This is a genomic window from Lentzea jiangxiensis (assembly GCF_900104175.1).
Taxonomy (GTDB): Bacteria; Actinomycetota; Actinomycetes; order Mycobacteriales; family Pseudonocardiaceae; genus Lentzea; species Lentzea jiangxiensis.
Genome location: NZ_FNIX01000010.1, coordinates 106635 through 125995 on the forward strand (window position 1 = coordinate 106635; position 19361 = coordinate 125995).

15 protein-coding genes are annotated in these 19361 nt (G+C 70.5%); 7 read left to right on the top strand and 8 right to left on the bottom strand.

What is annotated here, in order from left to right; genetic code table 11:
* Positions 1-49: 49 nt before the first annotated feature.
* Positions 50-685 (top strand): GNAT family N-acetyltransferase, encoded by a 636-nt coding sequence (locus BLQ91_RS24510; RefSeq protein ID WP_218130399.1) that lies wholly within the window; start codon positions 50-52, stop codon positions 683-685.
* A 49-nt stretch (positions 686-734) separates the two neighbouring features.
* Here BLQ91_RS24510 and BLQ91_RS24515 read toward each other — a convergent pair whose 3' ends face one another.
* From BLQ91_RS24515 to BLQ91_RS24525, 3 genes are read right to left on the bottom strand one after another with little or no spacing between them, the layout of a single operon-like run.
* Positions 735-1214 carry a DUF5130 family protein gene (locus tag BLQ91_RS24515; protein ID WP_090100356.1) on the bottom strand — a complete coding sequence of 160 codons (480 nt, stop codon included), beginning with the start codon at positions 1212-1214 and terminating at the stop codon, positions 735-737.
* Positions 1201-1446: an aa3-type cytochrome oxidase subunit CtaJ gene (gene ctaJ, locus BLQ91_RS24520; RefSeq protein WP_090100195.1), complete on the bottom strand. Its 246-nt coding sequence runs from the start codon at positions 1444-1446 to the stop codon at positions 1201-1203. Before ctaJ ends, BLQ91_RS24515 begins: the two co-directional genes overlap by 14 nt.
* Before the next feature lie 20 nt (positions 1447-1466).
* A complete protein-coding gene (locus BLQ91_RS24525) occupies positions 1467-2633 on the bottom strand; it encodes an MFS transporter (RefSeq protein ID WP_176959937.1) in 1167 nt (388 codons plus the stop codon).
* 303 nt (positions 2634-2936) lie between these two features.
* Between BLQ91_RS24525 and BLQ91_RS41600 the strand changes: the two genes are divergently transcribed.
* The gene (locus BLQ91_RS41600) at positions 2937-3464 is read left to right on the top strand and encodes a DUF2345 domain-containing protein (protein ID WP_176959938.1); all 528 of its coding nucleotides are present in this window, start codon (positions 2937-2939) and stop codon (positions 3462-3464) included.
* Between the two features lie 17 nt (positions 3465-3481).
* Here the strand turns inward: BLQ91_RS41600 and BLQ91_RS24535 are convergent, their stop codons facing one another.
* A complete protein-coding gene (locus BLQ91_RS24535; protein WP_176959939.1) occupies positions 3482-4150 on the bottom strand; it encodes an HNH endonuclease in 669 nt (222 codons plus the stop codon).
* A 150-nt stretch (positions 4151-4300) separates the two neighbouring features.
* On the opposite strand from BLQ91_RS24535, the gene BLQ91_RS24540 reads away from it, so the two are divergent.
* The 4 genes from BLQ91_RS24540 (at position 4301) to BLQ91_RS24555 (ending at position 9506) form a co-directional block, all read left to right on the top strand.
* Positions 4301-6397, top strand: a complete 2097-nt coding sequence (locus tag BLQ91_RS24540; RefSeq protein WP_090100199.1) for a prolyl oligopeptidase family serine peptidase — start codon at positions 4301-4303, stop codon at positions 6395-6397.
* Positions 6398-6438: 41 nt separating this feature from the next.
* Positions 6439-7320 carry a mechanosensitive ion channel family protein gene (locus BLQ91_RS24545; protein WP_245733796.1) on the top strand — a complete coding sequence of 294 codons (882 nt, stop codon included), beginning with the start codon at positions 6439-6441 and terminating at the stop codon, positions 7318-7320.
* Positions 7321-7472: 152 nt separating this feature from the next.
* On the top strand, positions 7473-7856 hold the full coding sequence (locus BLQ91_RS24550; RefSeq protein WP_090100202.1) for a globin: 384 nt from the start codon (positions 7473-7475) through the stop codon (positions 7854-7856).
* Between the two features lie 57 nt (positions 7857-7913).
* Positions 7914-9506, top strand: a complete 1593-nt coding sequence (locus BLQ91_RS24555) for a glycoside hydrolase family 13 protein (protein ID WP_090100203.1) — start codon at positions 7914-7916, stop codon at positions 9504-9506.
* Here the strand turns inward: BLQ91_RS24555 and BLQ91_RS24560 are convergent.
* The 3 genes from BLQ91_RS24560 to BLQ91_RS24570 all read right to left on the bottom strand — a co-directional run bounded on the left by BLQ91_RS24560 (position 9503) and on the right by BLQ91_RS24570 (position 13683).
* On the bottom strand, positions 9503-12427 hold the full coding sequence (locus tag BLQ91_RS24560; protein ID WP_245733784.1) for an AfsR/SARP family transcriptional regulator: 2925 nt from the start codon (positions 12425-12427) through the stop codon (positions 9503-9505). The genes BLQ91_RS24555 and BLQ91_RS24560 overlap by 4 nt on opposite strands.
* Positions 12428-12632: 205 nt before the next feature.
* Positions 12633-13259, bottom strand: a complete 627-nt coding sequence (locus tag BLQ91_RS24565) for a DUF8010 domain-containing protein (RefSeq protein WP_090100360.1) — start codon at positions 13257-13259, stop codon at positions 12633-12635.
* Entirely contained in the window at positions 13252-13683 is a 432-nt protein-coding gene (locus BLQ91_RS24570) for an acyl-CoA thioesterase (RefSeq protein ID WP_090100204.1), read from the bottom strand. The genes BLQ91_RS24565 and BLQ91_RS24570 overlap by 8 nt, the downstream gene beginning before the upstream one ends.
* Before the next feature lie 93 nt (positions 13684-13776).
* On the opposite strand from BLQ91_RS24570, the gene BLQ91_RS24575 reads away from it, so the two are divergent.
* The gene (locus BLQ91_RS24575) at positions 13777-14274 is read left to right on the top strand and encodes a DUF2975 domain-containing protein (RefSeq protein ID WP_090100205.1); all 498 of its coding nucleotides are present in this window, start codon (positions 13777-13779) and stop codon (positions 14272-14274) included.
* A gap of 66 nt (positions 14275-14340) precedes the next feature.
* Here the strand turns inward: BLQ91_RS24575 and BLQ91_RS24580 are convergent, their stop codons facing one another.
* Positions 14341-19272 carry an NAD-glutamate dehydrogenase gene (locus BLQ91_RS24580; RefSeq protein ID WP_090100206.1) on the bottom strand — a complete coding sequence of 1644 codons (4932 nt, stop codon included), beginning with the start codon at positions 19270-19272 and terminating at the stop codon, positions 14341-14343.
* Positions 19273-19361 lie beyond the last annotated feature (89 nt).

The window sequence follows — 19361 nt, forward strand, 5'->3', positions numbered from 1 at the left end:
CCCCGCACCGTGCTCGCGCGGTGCGGGGCTTTCGCATAACTTCACGAGCATGATCGGCGAACTGGTGGAGCGCTGGCACCGCGGCTGGATCGCGGCCGACGGGCTGACGTCCGAGCACCGCGACGGCTACCTGGTCGTGCACGTGAACCGGCCGCACCGGGTGTACGAGTGGATCGCCACGGACGACGCGCGGACCGCCGCGATGGCCGGGGTCGTGGCCGCTTCGCGGGAACCGAACTGGCTGAGCGTGCCGACGCACGCACCGGCGAAGGTGATCGCGGAGCTCGAAGCGGCCGGACTGGTCGTCGCACGGCCGGACGAGACGTTCATGCGGCGCGCGCTCGCGGGCCACCCGGCACCGGAACCGCCGGCGGGCTACGCGGTCGAGGTGACCGGCGGTCCGGTGATCGGGGTGCGGGTGCTGGCGGACGGCGAGGTGGCGGCGAGCGGGATGATGGCCGTCGTCGGCGAGGACGCCGTCGCCCACCGCATCGAGACGGCGCAGGCGCACCGGCGGCGGGGGCTCGGCAGCGTCGTGATGGGCGCGCTGACCGAGGAGGCGGTGGCGGAGGGGGCGCGGACCGGGCTGCTGTTCGCCTCGGCCGACGGCGTGCACCTCTACCGGGAGCTGGGCTGGGAGAAGATCTCCGACCTGGTGGTGGCGCGCAACACCGTCGAGCCCTAGACGTGCGAACGCCCCCGGCACCGTGCCGGGGGCGTTGCTCGGACGTTCGTCAGGAACGCGGCGCGTGGCCCGCCTGGTCGGTCAGCATGCGCAGGCCCGACACGAGGCCGCCCGCGAGGTCGCCCTCCTTGAAGGACGCCACCATGCTCATCACCGCGAGCTTGGCGCCGCGATCGGCGAGCCGGCGGTGCGACTCCTCGCCCGTCACCACCTCGACGACGCGTTCGCCCGGCGACACGGCCACGAGGACGTGGTGCGACGGGCGCTCGGTGGAGGCGTGCAGCTCCTGGGCGCGCCCGTGGGCGTTGGTGCCCAGCTCGCCGAGGTAGACGCTGAAGTCGAGGCCGGTCGTGCGGCTGGAGAGCGTCAACGCCTCGTCCAGCTGCGCGAGCTGGGTCGGCGTGAACGGCAGCTCCGGCGCGTGCGGCTCGTACATCTTCGCCACGGACACCCGGCCGCTGTTCGTCACGACAGCACCGAGGGGCAGCGTCGACGGGTCGACGGCCTCGATCGCCTTACCAATTGCCACGGGCACCTCCCTTGGCCGTCGAACCCGAAGCAGCGGGCTCGGTGGCGCTGTGGTGCTCCGCGCTCAGCCCAGCCGGGTTCGCACTCCACCACACCGGGGCGTAGCCCCACTCCTGGCCGGGCCGGTACCGGGGAATCCGGGTGGCCTTTGGCCTCACCGTCAGCAGCGTGATCACGCCGTAGATCGCCAGCGGGATCAGCGCGAAGACGAGAACGGTCTCCACGATGGTCACGGCGGGTACGGTAGCCGAACTCAGCCGCGCGCGAGCGGCCGGGCCAGCAAGATCGCGGTCAGTCCCACGATCGAGCCCGCCACGACGTAGACCGCGCCGAGGGACGTCGCCGCGGCGAGCGGGCCCGCCAGACCCGCGCCCAGCGGGGACAACCCCCAGGCCAGCACCCGGTACGCGCTGGTCACGCGGCCCATCATCGGCCCCGGCGTGAGCCGTTGGCGCCGGGTCGCGGACAGCACGTTCCACCCGGCGGACGCCACGCCGAACAGCACGCACGCGACCACGGCCACCGCCAGCCACGGCGTGAGCCCGAACAACGCGAACGCCGCGCCGAGCAACGCGAGGAACCCGACCATGACCCGGCCGGCACCCCAGCGCGACGCGAGCCGTGGTGACACCCGCGCCCCTAGCAGAGCACCGGCCGCCATGCACACGACGAGCACCGGAACCACCGGTTCGGCAAGGCCGAGCACCTGGATGGAGTAGAGCGCCAACATGGCGTTGACGGCAGCCGCGGCGAACGCCGTGATTGCGACGGCAACTACCAGTGACCGCAGGCCGGAGGTCCGCAGGAGGAACCCGGCGCCTTCGGCGAGCTGACCGCGGAGATCACCGCGCGAGCGGTCGGGGGCGACGTCCGGCACGCGGGACACGAGCACCGCGGCGGCCACGAAGGAGATCGCGTCGAGCGCGAAGCAGGCCGCCGGCGCCCACCAGAACAGCGCCGCGGCGGCCAGCGGGCCCGCGAGGTCCATGCCGACGGTCTCGACCGTCACGAACCTGCTGTTGGCCGCCTCCAGGTCCGACCCGGCCAGCTCGACCAGCAGCACCTGCGACGCCGAGTCCGCGAACGTCTCGGCGGAGGTCAGCACGAAAGCCGTGGCGCACAAGACGACGACCGTCGCGTGTCCGGTGTGGACCGCCAGGGCGAGCACTCCGGTCACCCCGGCGCGCAACCAATGCGCCACCACGACAACGGTTCTCGGCCTCCAACGGTCCACAAGAGCGCCGGCGGGCAGCGCCACGAGCAACCAGGGCAGGGTCAGGGCGACCGCGACGGCGGACACGGCGAGCGGACTCCGCGTGGTCGCGGCGGTGAACAGGGGCAGCGCGACGACGCGCACGCCGTCGCCCACGAGCGACACGGCCCAGGCCGCGGTGAGCGCTCGGAAACCACGTTCATGCACGCCTTTCACCGTATGACGCACATCACGTTCCATCAGTCTGAACGCTACAGAGCGTGTCCATACCGGCCGGTAAGGGCAGTGAGTGCTCTCGTGCGGCGCAGCGGTTACACCCGGTCAGTCCTCACCCGGTCGGCGGCGAACGGGTGCCGGTTTGGGGTCTTGTTCCCGGAACACCCACCTCCTAGCTTTTCACCTATACGGGTCTTGCGCACCCGCCCCGGACGAGTTGGAGGACACAAAATGTTCACGATGACCCGCCCTCAGGCCGTGACCTTCACTCTTCCGAGCTACAAGGACGATTCGGTGCGCATTACCGCAAGTGACTCCGTCCGGATCACGAGGAACGACTCCGTTCGGATCACCGCGCACGATTCGGTGCGCATCACGGCCCGCGACTCCGTGCGCATCACCATGGACGACAGCGTGCGCATCACCGCGAGCGATTCGGTCAGGATCACGATGGCCGATTCGGTCCGCATCACCGCGCGTGAGGACTCCGTTCGGATCACCGCGCGGCAGGACTCGGTCAGGATCACCGCGCGTGAGGACTCGGTCCGGATCACCATGGACGATTCGGTCCGGATCACGGCGCACGACGACAGCGTCCGCATCACCGCTCAGGACGACTCGGTCCGCATCACGATGGACGACTCCGTGCGCATCACGGCGCATGACGACTCGGTCCGGATCACGGCGCAGGAAGACTCCGTGCGCATCACCATGGCCGACAGCGTCCGCATCACGGCGCACGACGACAGCGTGCGGATCACCGCACTCGACGACTCCGTGCGCATCACAGCGCGCCGCGACGACTTCTCCCTCGCGGCCTGACCCACCCGAACGGCGGCTCAGGCCGCGGGTTCACCCAGGTACGGCAACCACTGCGGATCAGCCTCGGCCACGCCGGCGAGCAACCGCCAGTGCGGGCCGCGCGGCGCCGCCGGAACGACGCGCAGCCGCCAGCCCAGTTCGGACAGCAGCTTGTCCGCCTTGCGGTGGTTGCACTTCGCACAGCAGGCGACGCAGTTGGTCCAGGTGTGAGGTCCGCCACGCGAGCGAGGCACCACGTGGTCGATCGTCTCGGCCCGCCCGCCGCAGTAGGCACAGCGGTACCGGTCGCGGTGCATGAGCCCGGCGCGGGTCATCGGCACACGGCCGCGATAGGGAACACGGACGTATGTGCTCAGCCGGATCACGGACGGCACGAGCACCTCGGACTTCGACGAGTGCAGCACGAGCCCGGAGGCGTCCCCGTGCACGACTTCGGCCTTCCCGCACACCACGAGGACGACCGCGCGGCGCAGCGACAACGCCGTGAGCGGCTCGAACGTGGCGTTCAGCAGCAGGACCTTGCGTCTTCCCCAGGGGAAGACCGCCGGCGTCGGACCGGAACCTCCCCCGCCCCGATCCCCGTCCGGCACCGATCGCAGCTCGGGCTGATTTCGGCATGGGGGGACCGTCGGCGCCGTCTCGCCTGGTAGCGAGGTGCCGATAGGGGTCGGTTGTCGGTCTGGCACGCGACCACCTCCACCGGTTCAGCCATAGGAGACCACACTTACCAGGAAAAAATCACGTGTGATAAGTGACGCGTCACGGATGCGTGATCAAACCCGGGGTGAACCACGTCCCTATCGGGGATCGTTTTCATCACCGCTACCCTTGCCAAGGTGACAGAAGCTCCTTCCACGTCCCTGCCTGCGACGATCACCTACCCGGCCGCCGAGCGGCTGGACCTCGCCGAGCAGATCCACGGGCGCGCAGTCGCCGATCCGTACCGCTGGCTCGAGGACGTCGCGGACCCGCGCACCGAGCAGTGGTCGCAAGCCCAGGACGTGCTGGCACGCTCCTGGCTGGACGCGATGCCCGGCCGCGAGCGGCTCGGCGCCAGGCTGGGGGAGCTGACGCGCACGGGGTCGGTGTCCACCCCGACCTGGCGCGCGGGCAGGGCGTTCTTCACCCGCCGCGGCCCCGAGCAGGACCACCCCGTCGTCCTGGTGCGCGAGACCGACGGCACCGAACGGGTGCTGCTCGACGTGAGCGCGCTCGACCCGTCCGGCGGCACCACCCTGGACAGCTGGTCGCCCAGCCTCGAGGGCACCCGCCTCGCCTACCAGGTGTCCGTCGGCGGCACCGAGCACTCGCTGCTGCACGTCGTCGACGTCGAGACCGGCGAGCTGATCGAGGGTCCCATCGACCGCTGCCGCTACTCCGCGATCGGCTGGCTGCCCGGCGGCGAGGAGTTCTTCTACGTCCGCCAGCTCGACCCGGCGCTGCTGCCCGAGGACGAGAAGCTGTTCCACCGCCGCGTGTGGCGCCACCGCGTCGGCACGGACCCGGCGACCGACCTCAACGTGCACGGCGACGACCAGGCACCCACCTTCTACTACACGCTGAACGTCTCGCACGACGGCCGCTGGCTGGTCGTGAGCGGTGCGCCCAGCACCATGAAGCACGACTCGGTGTGGATCGCGGACCTGCACGGCGACGCCGAGCTCGAGACCGTGGTCCTGTCCGAGGCGGGTGTGCAGTGCTCCGCGTCCGTCGGCCGGGACGGCAGGCTCTACCTGCACACGAACCACGGCGCACCCCGTCAGCGCCTCTGCGTCGCCGATCCCGCGAACCCGACCGAGTGGACCGAGCTGATCGGCGAGGAGCCCGACTCGGTGCTCGACGGCGTGCGCCTGCTCGACGGCGACCTGGTCGTCCTGCGCACCCGGCACGCGGTGTCCGAACTGCACCTGCACGACGCCACGACCGGTGAGCACAAGCGCGAGATCCCGCTGCCCGGTACGGGCTCGCTGCACGGCATGTCCGTCGTGGACGTCCACACCGGCCACGACCAGGACACGCTGTGGTTCGGGTGGACGGATTTCGTCACGCCGCAGTCGGTGTACCGGTACTCGAAGTCCACCGGCGAGACGGTCCTGCACGAGGCCGCGCCGGGCCGGGTCGAACTGCCGGCCGTGACGACGCAGCAGATCGCGTACGCGTCCAAGGACGGCACGACGGTGCGGATGTTCGTCGTCAGCGGCGAGCAGAAGCCCGACCTGCCCCGTCCCGCGCTGCTCACGGGCTACGGCGGCTTCGCGATCGGCCGCGGCCCCGGCTACAGCGCCACCACGCTCGCGTGGGTCGAAGCGGGCGGCGTGTGGGTGCACGTGTCGTTGCGCGGAGGCGACGAGGAGGGCGAGGACTGGCACGTCGCCGGCATGCGCGGCAACAAGCAGAACGTGTTCGACGACTTCCACGCGGCGGCGGAGCACCTGATCCGCGACGGGTGGACCACGCCGCAGCAGCTGTCGATCATGGGAGGCTCCAACGGCGGCCTGCTCGTGGGCGCCGCGCTCACCCAGCGGCCGGAGCTCTACGCGGCCGTGGTGTGCTCAGCGCCACTGCTCGACATGGTGCGCTACGAGAAGTTCCTGCTCGGACGGCTGTGGGCCGACGAGTACGGCAGCGCGAGCGTTCCCGATGAACTGGATTGGCTGCTTTCCTACTCGCCTTATCACCAAGTGGTAACGGACGTTGAGTACCCTTCCGTCTTGTTCACGGTGTTCGAGTCGGATTCTCGTGTGGATCCCAACCACGCCAGGAAGATGTGTGCCGCGCTGCAGCACGCGTCGTCGAGTGATCCGACCAAGCACCCGGTGCTGATCCGCCGCGAGACCGAGGTCGGTCACGCGGGCCGGTCGGTCAGCCGGACGGTGTCTCTCGCCGTGGACCAGCTGACGTTTCTCGCGAATGCCACCGGCATGGAGTTGTAGGAGGGCACAACCACGTGATGGCGACGAGTCCCGTGGATGACATCGAGAACAGGACCGCTCAGGCGGTCGGCTTCTTCGAGAAGTACGGCCCGGACATCATCGCGGGCGGCATCAAGATCGTTCTGATTCTGATCGCCGCGTTCGTGATCAGGGCCATGCTCCGCAAGGTCATCGACCGGATCACCACGCCCGGCAAGGAAGGCAAGAAGCCGGGCCTGCTCAAGCCGTTGCGGGAACGCGCTCCGCAGGCGCTCGGGAACCTGATGTCCGAGCGCCGCGAGCAGCGCGCCAGGACGATCGGCTCGGTGCTGAAGTCGATCGTCACGATCATGATCTTCGGAATAGCGATCCTGGAGATCCTGATCGTGGTCAAGCTCGACATCACGCCCGTGCTGACCTCGGCGGGCATCCTGGGCGTCGCGATCGGCTTCGGCGCCCAGAACCTGGTCAAGGACTTCCTCGCCGGCATGTTCATGCTGCTGGAGGACCAGTACGGCGTCGGCGACGTCGTCGACCTCGGCCCGGCCACGGGCACCGTCGAGGCCGTCGCCCTGCGCACCACGACGATCCGCGACACGGGCGGCACCGTCTGGTACGTCCGCAACGGCGAGATCCTGCGCGTCGGCAACTCGTCGCAGGGCTTCGCGGTCGCGGTCGTCGACCTGCCGCTGAGCTACGGCGCGAACCTCGCCGAGGCCACCCAGGTGCTCGAGCGCAAGGTCTCCGAGGTGGCCGACAAGGAACCGCTGAAGGCCGACGTCACGGCCAAGCCCGAGGTCCTCGGCGTCGAGAAGTTCACGCCGGAGGGCATCACGCTGCGGGTCACCGCCAAGACGCGTCCCGGCCGCCAGTGGGCGGTCCAGCGCAACCTCCGCGCGCAGCTCATGCCCGCGCTGGAAGAAGCGGGCTTCACCGCCAAGTAGTGGGGGCGCCCCCTCAACCAGGGACGCCGGGTGAGTTGGAACACCCATTCGAGACGGTGATCACCCGGTGTCCTGCCAGTTCACACCCCTATGGCACAGCCAACACCCGGGGCGGCCTGCGCCCACTTGCCCGCGTGAGTCAGGATGGGTGGGTGGGAAACCCCGTGAGCTTCTTCGAACTGGTCGGTGGCGAGGAGACGTTCCACCGCATCGTCGCGCGCTTCTACGAAGAGGTGAAGTCCGACGAGGTCCTCCTCCCGCTGTACCCCGAAGAAGACCTCGGACCTGCGGAAGAGCGGCTGCGGCTGTTCCTCGTGCAGTACTGGGGCGGCCCCCACACCTACTCGGACAACCGGGGCCACCCGAGGCTGCGGATGCGCCACGTGCCGTTCAAGATCGGCCCGATCGAACGCGACGCGTGGCTGCGCTGCATGAGGATCGCCGTCGACGAGGCCGGCTTGGACGAGGCCCACCGCAAGCAGCTCTGGGACTACATGGAGATGGCCGCGAACAGCTTGATGAACAGCTGGTCGTGACCACCCATCACCCGTTCGGGTCCTTTGGCAGCGAGACGAATGGCAGGATGACCCCTCGTGCGACGATCCTCCGACCTCAACCCTGAGATCGCCGAAGAGACCGCTTGGTGGCGTGACTCCGTCTTCTACCAGGTGTACGTGCGCTCCTTCGCCGACTCCAACGGCGACGGCGTCGGCGACCTCGAAGGCATCCGGTCCCGCCTCGGCTACCTGGAGCTGCTCGGGGTCGACGCCCTCTGGCTCACCCCGTTCTACCGCTCCCCCATGGCCGACCACGGCTACGACGTCGCCGACCCGCGCGACGTCGACCCGCTGTTCGGCGACCTGGCCGCGTTCGACCGGCTGGTGGCGGACGCGCACGAGCACAACATCCGCGTGACGGTCGACCTGGTCCCGAACCACACGAGCGACCTGCACGAGTGGTTCCAGGAGGCCTTGCAGGCCGGTCCCGGCAGCATGGAGCGCTCCCGCTACATCTTCCGCGAGGGACGCGGCTTCGACGGCTCGCAGCCGCCGAACAACTGGACGTCGGTCTTCGGCGGCCCCGCCTGGACCCGCGTGCCGGACGGCCAGTGGTACCTGCACCTGTTCGCTCCGGAGCAGCCCGACCTCAACTGGGAGCATCCGGAGGTCCGCTCCGACCTGGAGCGCACGCTGCGGTTCTGGCTCGACCGCGGGGTCGACGGCTTCCGCATCGACGTGGCGCACGGCATGGCCAAGCCCGACGGCCTGCCGGACATGGAGATCCGCCACCAGGCCCCCGGTGTGCTCAGCGACGACGCGCACGACCCGCGTTTCGACAACGACGGCGTGCACGAGATCCACCGCATGATCCGCAAGGTCATGGACGGCTACCCCGGCACGATGGCCGTCGGCGAGATCTGGGTGAAGGACGACGAGCGCTTCGCCGCCTACGTCCGTCCCGACGAGCTGCACCTGGGCTTCAACTTCCGGCTGGTCGAGGCCGGCTTCGACGCGGACGCCGTCCGTTCGGCGATCGAGCACTCCCTGGCCGCCGTCGCGCCGTCCGGCACGCCGGCGGCGTGGACGCTGTCGAACCACGACGTCGTGCGCCACGTGACCCGCTACGGCGGTGGCGCGCTGGGCGAGCAGCGGGCCCGCGCGATGACGCTGGTCGAGCTGGCGCTGCCGGGCGTGATCTACCTCTACAACGGCGAAGAGCTCGGCCTGCCGAACGTGGAGCTGCCGGACTGGGCGCTGCAGGACCCGACCTGGGAGCGGTCCGGGCACACCGAGCGCGGCCGTGACGGCTGCCGCGTGCCGATCCCGTGGGAGGGCACCACGCCCCCGTTCGGGTTCTCCACGGCCGTCAGCACGTGGCTGCCGCAGCCGAACGAGTGGGGCCACCTCACCGCCGAGGCGCAGCTGGAGGACCCGGGCTCGATGCTCTCGCTCTACCGCGAGGCGCTGGAGCACCGGAAGTCCAACGCGGGCTTCGCGGGCGACGAGCTCGAGTGGTACGGAGCCCCGGCGGGCTGCTTCGCGTTCCGGCGCAAGGGCGGCGGGCTCATCTGCGCGCTGAACACCTCGGGCGCGTCCGTGCCGCTGCCGCCCGGCCAGGTGCTGCTGTCGTCCGGCCCGATGGACGGTGACCAGCTGCCGCCGGACACCGCCGTCTGGCTCGTCTAGAGCGTCAGGGTGGCCGGGAGGCGCGGTTCGCGCGCCTCCCGGTTGCCGTACTGGCGGAAGATCGCCAGAGCCTCGCCCCACTGCTCCTCGCCGGACTCCCCGGAGGCGTCCAGGACGGTCGCGAGGTCGCGCAGGGTCCGCGCCCGCCAGACGGTCACCGCCAGCGCGTCCCACCACCGCAGGGCGTGCTCCAGCCGTCGCCGGGCCTCCGCCAGGTCGCCCTCCGCGAGTTCGAGCTCCCCGAGCGTGCGCAGCACCAGTGCCTGCCCGAACCCGTCCTGCATCTCGTTGCACGTCTCCAGCGCCTCGACCAGCGCCTCGCGCACCTCGGCGCCGCGTCCCTGCCGCACCCGCACCTTGGCGAGCGACTGCACGGCGTAGGCCGACGCGAGCTTGTTGTCCAGGCGTGCCAGCAGGTTCACCGCGTCCGAGCACCACCGGTCCGCCTCGTCCAGCCTCCCGGCCGCGCGGTGGACGATGCCGACGGACCGCATCGCGATGGCGAGGTCGCGGGCGTTGCCCAGTTCGCGGTAGTGCGCGACCGCGTCGGTGCAGTACCGCACCGCCTCGTCGAGGTCTCCCTGCTCGCACAGCACCCGGCCGAGGCCGTGGATGGCCTGCGCCAGCGCCTTCGGTTCGTCCAGCGTGCGCAGACCGGCGAGCGACAGGTCGAGCGCGGTGCGGGCCTCGGCCAGCCGTCCCTGCTCGCGGTGCACGGTGCTCAGCGACAGCCTCGTCAGCGCCTGGAACCGGACTCCGTCGCTCAGCTCCAGCGCCTGCTCGTAGTAGGACGCGGCCTCGTCCAGCCGGTCCTGCTCGAACCGCAGCCAGCCGAGGCCGGCGAGCAGCCGTGCCTCCGCCAGCTTGTCGCCGACGCGCCGTGCCGCCTCCAGTGCGGCGTTGTGCGTGCGGTACCACTGGCTGAAGAGGTTGCGGACGGCGAACCGCGACGAGCTGAGCGCCGCGGCGAGCTTCGAGGCGGCCTCGGTCAGGTCGAGCTCGCTGATGCGTTCGACGAAGCCGACGAGCTCGGTCTGCTCGGCGTCGAACCACTCCTCGGGGTCGTCGAGGATCTCGTCGATCTTGGCCCGGTCCAGGAACGACACCGACGTCTCCACCCAGTCGAAGTCGGCGCGCGGCATCCGCGCACCGGCGGCCTCGACCAGCGCCAGCAGGCAGCGCGCGACCCGGTCCGCGACGGCGGGGAACCCCGTCTCCTCGGCCTCACCGCGTTCCCGCGCGAACGCCCGCGTCAGGTCGTGCAGCTTGTACCGGGCACCCGCCGGGTCGAGCAGCTGGGCGTCGACGAGCCGTTCCACGACCTCGTCGGCCGTGTAGGCGTCGCACCCGAGCAGCGGTGCGACGATCCAGCCGCCGAACGACGACACGTCCAGCAGACCCAGGCGCCGCAACGCGGTCCGCTCCAGCTCCCCCAGCTCGTCGAAGCTCAGCGCGAGGCTGCCGCGCACCTCCAGGTCGCCGATCATCAGCTCCTGCAACACCCTGTGCTGCACCTTGAGCCGGTCCGCGAGGCGCGCCAGCGGCCACTGCACCCGTGCCGCGAGCCGGGCGCCCGCGATCCGCAACGCCAGCGGCAGGTGCCCGCACAGCCGGACGATCTCCTGGGCGTCCTGCGCCTCCCGGTGCGCCCGGCCACCCCCGACGACCCTGTCCAGCAGCTGCAACGCCTCGGCATCGTCGAACACGTGCAGGTCGAGCTGGTGCGCGCCTCCCAGCGCGCCAAGGCGTTCACGGCTCGTCACGAGAACGGCGCACGTGGGCGCGCCGGGCAGCAGGGGCCGGATCTGGCGCTCGTCGGAGGCGTCGTCGAGCACGATCAGCACGCGTCTGTCAGCCAGCAACGTGCGGTAGAGCTGCGCACGTTCGTCGAGCTCTACAGGAATCGCCGCATCAGCGACCCCCAACGCGCGCAAGAACCCGACGAGCACCTCGGCCGGATCGGAGCGCACGGTCTGCACTCCACGCAACGAGGCGTAGAGCTGACCGTCCGGGAAGTGCGCGCGCACGCGGTGAGCGACGTGCAACGCCAACGTGCTCTTGCCCGATCCCGGCTTGCCCGAGAGCGCGCACAACCGGTAGCCCGAGGTGTCCACGAGCAGGCGCGAGAGCGCGGCGACCTCGCTCGCGCGTCCGGTGAAGTCGGCGATGCCGAACGGCAGCTGCCCCGGCGGCGTGACCGGCGCGGGTTCCGGTTCCGGCGGGGCCAGGGGTTCGGCGAGCACCTCGCCGTGGGCCTGCCGCAGCACCGGCCCGGGGTCCACGCCGAGCTCCTCGACCAGCGCCCGATGGCCCTCCTGGTAGCAGGCGAGCGCGTCGGCCTGCCGGCCTGCCTGGTGCAGGGCGCGCATCAACTGGGCGCGCAACCGTTCCCGCAACGGGTGCTGCGCCACGGCTTCAGCGAGCTCGCCGATCAGGTCGGCGCCCTGCCCGGTCGTGAGCCCGGCCTCGGCGAGGTCTTCGAGGACCCCCAGCCGCAGTTCCTCGAGCCGGGCCCGTTCGTTCTCCGCCCAGCTGCCCTGCGCGCCGCCGAGCGCGGGACCGCGCCAGTGCCGCAGAGCCGCGCGGAAGTGGTCGACGGCCTGGTCCGGAACAGCCCGCGCGCCGGCGTCGGCCTCCCTGCGGAACGCCGTCAGGTCCACTTCTTCGGCGTCGAGCCGGTAGCCGCCCGCGTCGCGGGAGATGACCTCCGCGTCGACCGCCTTGCGGATGGCGGAGACGTACGTGTGCACCAACGCCCGCGCGGTGTCCGGCGGGTCCTCACCCCAGATCGCGTCGATGAGGTGCTCGGCGGACACGACGCGTCCGGGCCTGGTGGCGAGCAGAGCCAGCAGCGTCCGCGGCTTCGGGCCGCCGACCGGTACCTGTCTGCCGTCGACGACGACGCAGACCGGTCCCAACACGCGAAACTCCACAAGCCCCCCAGCCGTGATCCTTCCGAGCCGCCAACGTAGCGCGGCTCGGCCACGGCGTCACTCCACCGCGAGCAGCAGGCCGAGCTCGCGGCGCGGCTGCGTGACGGTGAAGACGAAGACCAGGTCGAAAAGAGCTCGTGCCGCTCGCGTCGCCCGGGACGCCGGTTCGACCGGCCTGGGCCTCGGCCGAGGTTCAGACGATCAGCGGCAGCATCGAGTGGCGGCGGCGGACGACCGCGCCGTACCGGGCGTCGATCCGCAGCCACGAGTCGGTCGCCGTCACCCGGACGTCACCGTCGTCACCGAGGAAACCCATGCCCGACAACGCGAACAGGACCCGCAGCGGGACCTTCACGTCCAACCCGGACCCGGTCACGGTGAGCACCGTCTGGTCCAGCAACGACGCCGGCGGCGTCCCCTGGGGACCGGTGTTCTCCCGCGCCACCTCGACGCCCTCGTCCGCGATCTCCGCGACGACCTCGACGGGCAGCCGGTCGACCACGAGCCAGCCCTCCGCGGGCGGCAGGGCCGAGCGCCACATCAGGTCCTTGGCCGGTCCCGGGTCGATGCGCTCGTCGCGCATGACCGCGAGACCCGTCAGCAGCTCCGATCCGGACACCGTGACGTCGGCCGGATTCGCCTGTCCCGCAACGGTTCGCGTGGCCAGGGTGTCGAACGGCGTGGCGACCCACGCGTCGAGCAGCTCCTCGTTGCGGTTGCGCAGCCGCACCACCGTCTGGGCGTCGAGGCGCACCGCGCGTGCGGCGAACGCCCCGAGGTCGTCTCTCTCGGCCGCGTCGGCCAACACCAGTTCAGGCACCATTTCCCCCTGCCCGCCACCCGGCGAGAAAGTCGCGCTCGGCCTCGGTCAGCCGCCGCGGACGTGCTGTCGTCACGTTGAAGGGCGCCATCAGCGTCTCCGCCTTGACGACCACCGGGCTGTTCACCTCGCGGCTGCCGCGCACCACGTAGTCGAGCGTCAGCGACGCGGACTTGAGCTCCCGCACCGACATCTCCACGACGATGTCCTCACCGGTGAAGACGATCGGCGCGAGGTACTCGACCACGAGCTTCGCGACGACCATGCCCTCGGCGAGTTCCTTGACACCGTGGCGGGCCGCCTCCGTGAACAGCAGCTCGATCCGGGCGTCTTCGAGCAACGTCACCGTTTTGGCGTGGTTGACGTGGCCGAACGCATCCATGTCCGACCATCGCGGCCGCACACCCGTGACGAAGACACCCATGCGGGGACCCTACCGCTCACGACCGCACGAACCTTCACAGGACCTCCACACAGAGCGATTGAAAGTCGATAGGCAGCTCTCGATACTCGATTCATGTCTCGTGTCCTGGTGATCTTCCTGCAGGCCCTGCTCGCCATCGCGTTCCTCGGCGGGCTGTTCGCACAGGTCGCGGTGATCCCGGCGACCGCGGCGAACGAGGTCGAGCTGTTCCCGCCCTACGAGGCCGTGAGAGTGCCGTTCGTGGTCTCCGCGATCGTCTTCGTCGCGTGCCTCCAGGTGCTGGCGGTGGCGCTGGGAGGGGTGCTGCACCGCGCGGGTGAGGGCACCGTGTTCGAGCCGGGCTCGGTCACGTGGACGAACGTCGCGATCGGGGCCATCGCCGCCGGCGCGCTGGTCCTCGCGTGGCTGTTCGTCTTCGTCACGTTCGCCGACATCCCGTCGCCCGCCGACGGCATGGAGGTCCTCGGGCTGTGGATGGGATCCGCCGCCGGAACCGTCGCGGCGGCCGGTGCCGCCCTGGTGGTCGTGGTCGGGCGGCAGTGGCTCCGCCGGGCGGTCGAACAGCGCGCGGAACTCGACCAGGTCGTCTGACGTTCAACTGACACCGGGGCGCCGCGAAGGGGATTTCGCGGCGCCCCGGTTCGTGCTCCGTGCGTGCTACCTGACCATGCTCCGCACCTGGCGGGCGGCGACGGACAGGGTCGCCAGGTCCAACTGGTGGACCCGGTTGATCTCCTCCAGCGCACCGCGCGAGCGGGCCAGGCGGGAAGCGTTGGCCTGCTCCCACTTGGAGATCTTCTCGGTGGCCGTGTCGCCCTCGTCGCTCGCCCTCAGCACGTCGAGGGAGATCGCCCGCAGCGACGAGTAGAAGTCGTCGCGCAGAGCCAGGCGGGCCAGGGCGTGCCAGCGGTTGCCGCGCTCCAGGCTCGTCACCGAGTCCAGCATGTGGTCGATGTCGAGGTGGTCGGACAGCGCGAAGTACAGCTCGGCCGTCTCGCGGTGCGTGCGCTCCGGACCCGCGCCGCCGGTCGGGCCGAACTCGCGCTCGGCCAGCTCGGCGATCTCGGTGACGTCGAGCAGCCCGTACATGTAGAGCAGCGCGGCCACCTTGCGGGCCAGCTCGGCCGGGACGCCCTGCTCCACGTACCGGTCCGCCTTGCCCGCGACCACGGCCAGTTCCTTGCCCTGCAACAGGTCGAAGGCGTACGGGCTCAGCTCCTCGACCACGCCGCGGAAGCGGTTGATCGCGGAGCCGACCGCGAGCGGCTGCGGGCGGTTCGACAGCAGCCAGCGGGACGCGCGGTCGAGCAACCGGCGGGTCTCCAGGACCATGCTGTCCTGCACGTCCGTCGGCACCGCGGTGTCCAGCGCCTCGATCTCCCGCCAGATCGACGGCAGGTCGAAGACCTGGGTGACGACGGCGTACGCGCGAACCGCGTCCGTCGCCGACGCGCTCATCTCCTCGGCCAGGCGGAAGGCGTAGGAGATGCCACCACCGTCGACGACCTCGTTCACCACGACGGTCGTGATGATCTGCCGCGCCAGCGGGTGGTTCGGGATCTCCGCGCCGAACCGCTCGCGCAGCAGGCTCGGGAAGTAGTCCGGGAGCTTGCGGGTGAACGTGTCGATCGTCGGGATGTCGCTCGCGAGCAGCTCTTCCTTCAGCGTGAGCTTCGTGAACGCGAGGAGCGTGGCGAGCTCCGGCGAGGTGAGGCCCGCGCCGTTCTTCTCCAGCGCCTTGAACTCCGCGACGCTCGGCAGCGCCTCCAGCTTGCGGTTGAGCGCCCCGCGCGCCTCCAGGTCGGCCGTGAGACGCGCGTGCACCGACAGCATCGGAGCGGCGTGCGCCCGGCTGACGCCGAGGACGCTGTTCTGCGAGTAGTTGTCCGCCAGCACGAGCTCGCCGACCTCGTCGGTCATCTCGGCGAGGACCTCGTTGCGCTGCTGCTGCTCCACCGAGCCCTCGCGGACCAGGTGGTCCAGCAGGATCTTGATGTTGACCTCGTGGTCGGAGCAGTCGACGCCCGCGGAGTTGTCGAGCGCGTCGGTGTTGACCTTGCCGCCGCCGCGCGCGAACTCGATGCGGCCGCGCTGGGTGAGACCCAGGTTGCCACCCTCGCCGATGACCTTGACGCGCAGCTCGTTGCCGTCGACGCGGATCGAGTCGTTCGCCTTGTCGCCGACGTCGGCGTGCGACTCGGTCGACGCCTTGACGTACGTGCCGATGCCGCCGTTCCAGAGCAGGTCGACCGGCGCGAGCAGGATCGCCTTCTTGAGCTCCGGCGGGGACAGCTTCGCGACGCCCTCGGGCAGGCCCAGTGCGACGCGGGCCTGTTCGGAGATCGGGATCGACTTGGCCGTCAGCGGGAAGACGCCGCCGCCCTCGCTGATCAGCGAGCGGTCGTAGTCGTCCCACGACGAGCGCGGGACGGTGAACAACCGCACCCGCTCGGCGAACGAGGTGGCCGCGACCGGGTTCGGGTCGATGAAGATGTGCCGGTGGTCGAACGCGGCCACGAGCCGGATGTGCTCGGACAGCATCATGCCGTTGCCGAACACGTCACCGGACATGTCGCCGATGCCGACGACGGTGAACTCCTCGGTCTGCGTGTCCACGCCGAGCTCGCGGAACGAGCGCTTCACGCTCTCCCACGCGCCCTTGGCCGTGATGCCCATGGCCTTGTGGTCGTAGCCGATCGAGCCACCGGACGCGAACGCGTCGCCCAGCCAGAAGCCGTAGCTCTGGCTCACGCCGTTCGCGATGTCGGAGAACGTCGCGGTGCCCTTGTCCGCCGCCACGACCAGGTACGTGTCATCGCCGTCGTAGCGCACGACCTGCGACGCGGGCACGACCTCGTTGTTGATCAGGTTGTCGGTGAGGTCGAGCAGGCCCGAGATGAACATCTTGTAGCAGGCGATGCCCTCGGCCATGAAGTTCTCGCGGTCGATGCCGGGGTCACCGGTCGCCGGGATCGGGCGCTTGACGACGAAGCCGCCCTTGGCGCCGACCGGCACGATCACCGCGTTCTTCACGGCCTGCGCCTTCACCAGGCCGAGGATCTCCGTGCGGAAGTCCTCGCGGCGGTCGGACCAGCGCAGGCCACCGCGCGCGACGCTGCCGAAGCGCAGGTGCACGCCCTCGACCCGGGGCGAGTACACGAAGATCTCGAACTTCGGCCGCGGCTGCGGCAGGTCCGGGATCGCCTGCGGGTCGAGCTTGACCGACAGGTACGGCCGGGCGTTGCCGTCGGTGTCGCGGAAGAAGTAGTTCGTCCGCAGCGTGGCGTTGATCAGCGTGAGCAGGCTGCGCAGGATCCGGTCCGCGTCGAGGCTCGTCACGTCGTCGATCAGCTTGCCGGTCTCGACGACCATCGTCTCGGTGCGGTCGGCGCGCGTCGCGTCGTCCAGGCGCGGGTCGAACCGGGACTCGAACAACGCCACCAGCGCGATCGCCACGCTCGTGTGGCTGAGCACGGCGTCCTCGATGTAGTCCTGCGAGTACGGCGTGCCTGCCTGGCGCAGGTACTTCGCGTACGCGCGCAGCATCGCGGCCTGCTGCCAGGTGAGCCCGGCCTGCAGCACCAGCGAGTTGAACCGGTCGACCTCGGCCTCGCCCCGCCAGACCGCGGCGAACGCGTCCTGGAAGCGCACCCGCACGTGGTCGAGGTCTTCGTCGGACAGCTGCGCGAGCGCGGCCTTGTCGATGCGCAGGCCGAAGTCGTAGATCCAGCACTGCACGCCGTCTTCGCGGGCGATCTCGTACGGCCGCTCGTCGACCACGATGACGCCCATGCGCTGCAGCATCGGCAGCACGTCGGACAGGGTGATGCCCTCACCGGTCACGAACAGCTTGAAGCGCCGCTCCCCCGGCTCGGCGTTGTCCGGCACGTAGAACACCATGTCGAGGTCGCCCTCGGCGAGCCGCTCGATGCGGCGGTAGTCCTCGAGACCGGTGGAGGCCGGGAAGTCCTCCTTGTAGGCCTCCGGGAAGACCGCGGCGAACCGCTGGCCCTGCTCCGTGGCCGACTCGGCGCCGTCGCCGCCGACCGCCTCCACCATGCGGTCGTCCCAGCTGCGGACGGCCTCGGCGAGCTTGGCCTGGATCGCGTGGACGTCCGGCTCCAGCATGCGCGCCGGGTCCGTGTGCACCATGAAGTGCACGCGGGCCAGGGCGGACTCGCCGATGCGCGCGCTGTACTCGAGGTTCAGGCCACCGAGTTCGGCGAGCAGCACCTCCTGCATCGCGAGGCGGCTCGTCGTCGTGTAGCGGTCGCGCGGCAGGTAGACCAGGCACGAGAAGAAGCGGCCGAACGGGTCGCGGCGCAGGAACAGCCGCAGCCGGCGGCGTTCCGCGAGCGCGATGACACCCGTGGTCGTCTGGTAGAGCGTCTCCGCGTCGACCGAGAACAGCTCGGTGCGCGGGTAGTTCTGGATCACCTCGAGCATCCGCTGGCCCGAGTAGGACTGCAGCGGGAAGCCCGCGCGGTGGATGACCTCGCGCACGCGGCGCTCGATCACCGGGATGTCGAGCACGTCCTCGTGCAGCGCGGTGGTGCTGAAGATGCCCAGGAAGCGGTGCTCACCGGAGACGTTGCCCTCGGCGTCGAACGTCTTCACGCCGACGTAGTACGGGTAGACGCTGCGGTGCACGCTGCTCTGCGCACTCGCCTGCGTGAGCACCAGCAGCTCGGGGCTGAGCGCCTGCGCGCCGTTGTCCGGGCCGGCGGTGAGGCTGCGAGCGGCGAGGCTGTCCTGGCGCAGCACGCCCAGGCCGCTCGCGAGCACGGCCCGCAGAGCCGGTTCGCCGTCCTCGTGCACCAGCTCGTACTGCCGGTAGCCCATGAACGTGAAGTGCCCGTCCGCCAGCCACTGGAGCAGCTTCGCACCGTCGGTGGTGGACTCCGACGAGTCCTTCTCGAGCTCGCCGGCCAGCTGCAGCGCCGTGGCGACCATGCGGTCGGTGTCCTCGACGACCTCGCGGACGTCGGTCAGCACCGCCTGCAGCCGGGTCTCGAGCTCGCGGGCGCGGCCGGCGTCGGTGATGAGGTCGACCTCGATGTTCATCCAGGACTCGGCCAGCGCGTCCGCCGGCGGATCCGCCGGGTCGGCCGTCGGCAGCACCTCCGTGCGCTCACCGGTGACCGGGTCGCGCCGCACCACGACGATCGGGTGCACGACGCGCTGGACCTGCACGCCCGCCCGCGTGAGCTCGGACGCGACCGAGTCCACGAGGTACGGCATGTCGTCGGTGACGACCTGCACGACGGTGACAGGGCACTGCCACCCGTCGGCGCTGCGCGTCGGGTTGAGGATGCGCACCACGGCGCGTCCGGGGACGCGGCTCTCGGCGAGCTGGTAGTTCGACCGCACCGCTCCGACCAGGTCCACCGGGTCGTCGTCGTTGACCTCCTCGGCGGGCACGTGGCGGTAGAAAAGGCGGATCAGGTCTGCGAGTTCGGGGGCATTGGCGGCGGCCCGTTCGATCAGCTCGTCACGGACCTGCTCAGGACTGGCCGTTCGACTGCCATCAGCCGCGGCGGGGGCCGCGGAGACGTCATCGGTTCGGGTCGGGGCTCCAGTCGAGGTCATCTTCAGGCGACTCCACGCTATCCGGCACCTCTGTGTGCCGGGTCCGACCCCACCCTAGATGGGGTGGCGGCCGTCAACGGCAACGGGAG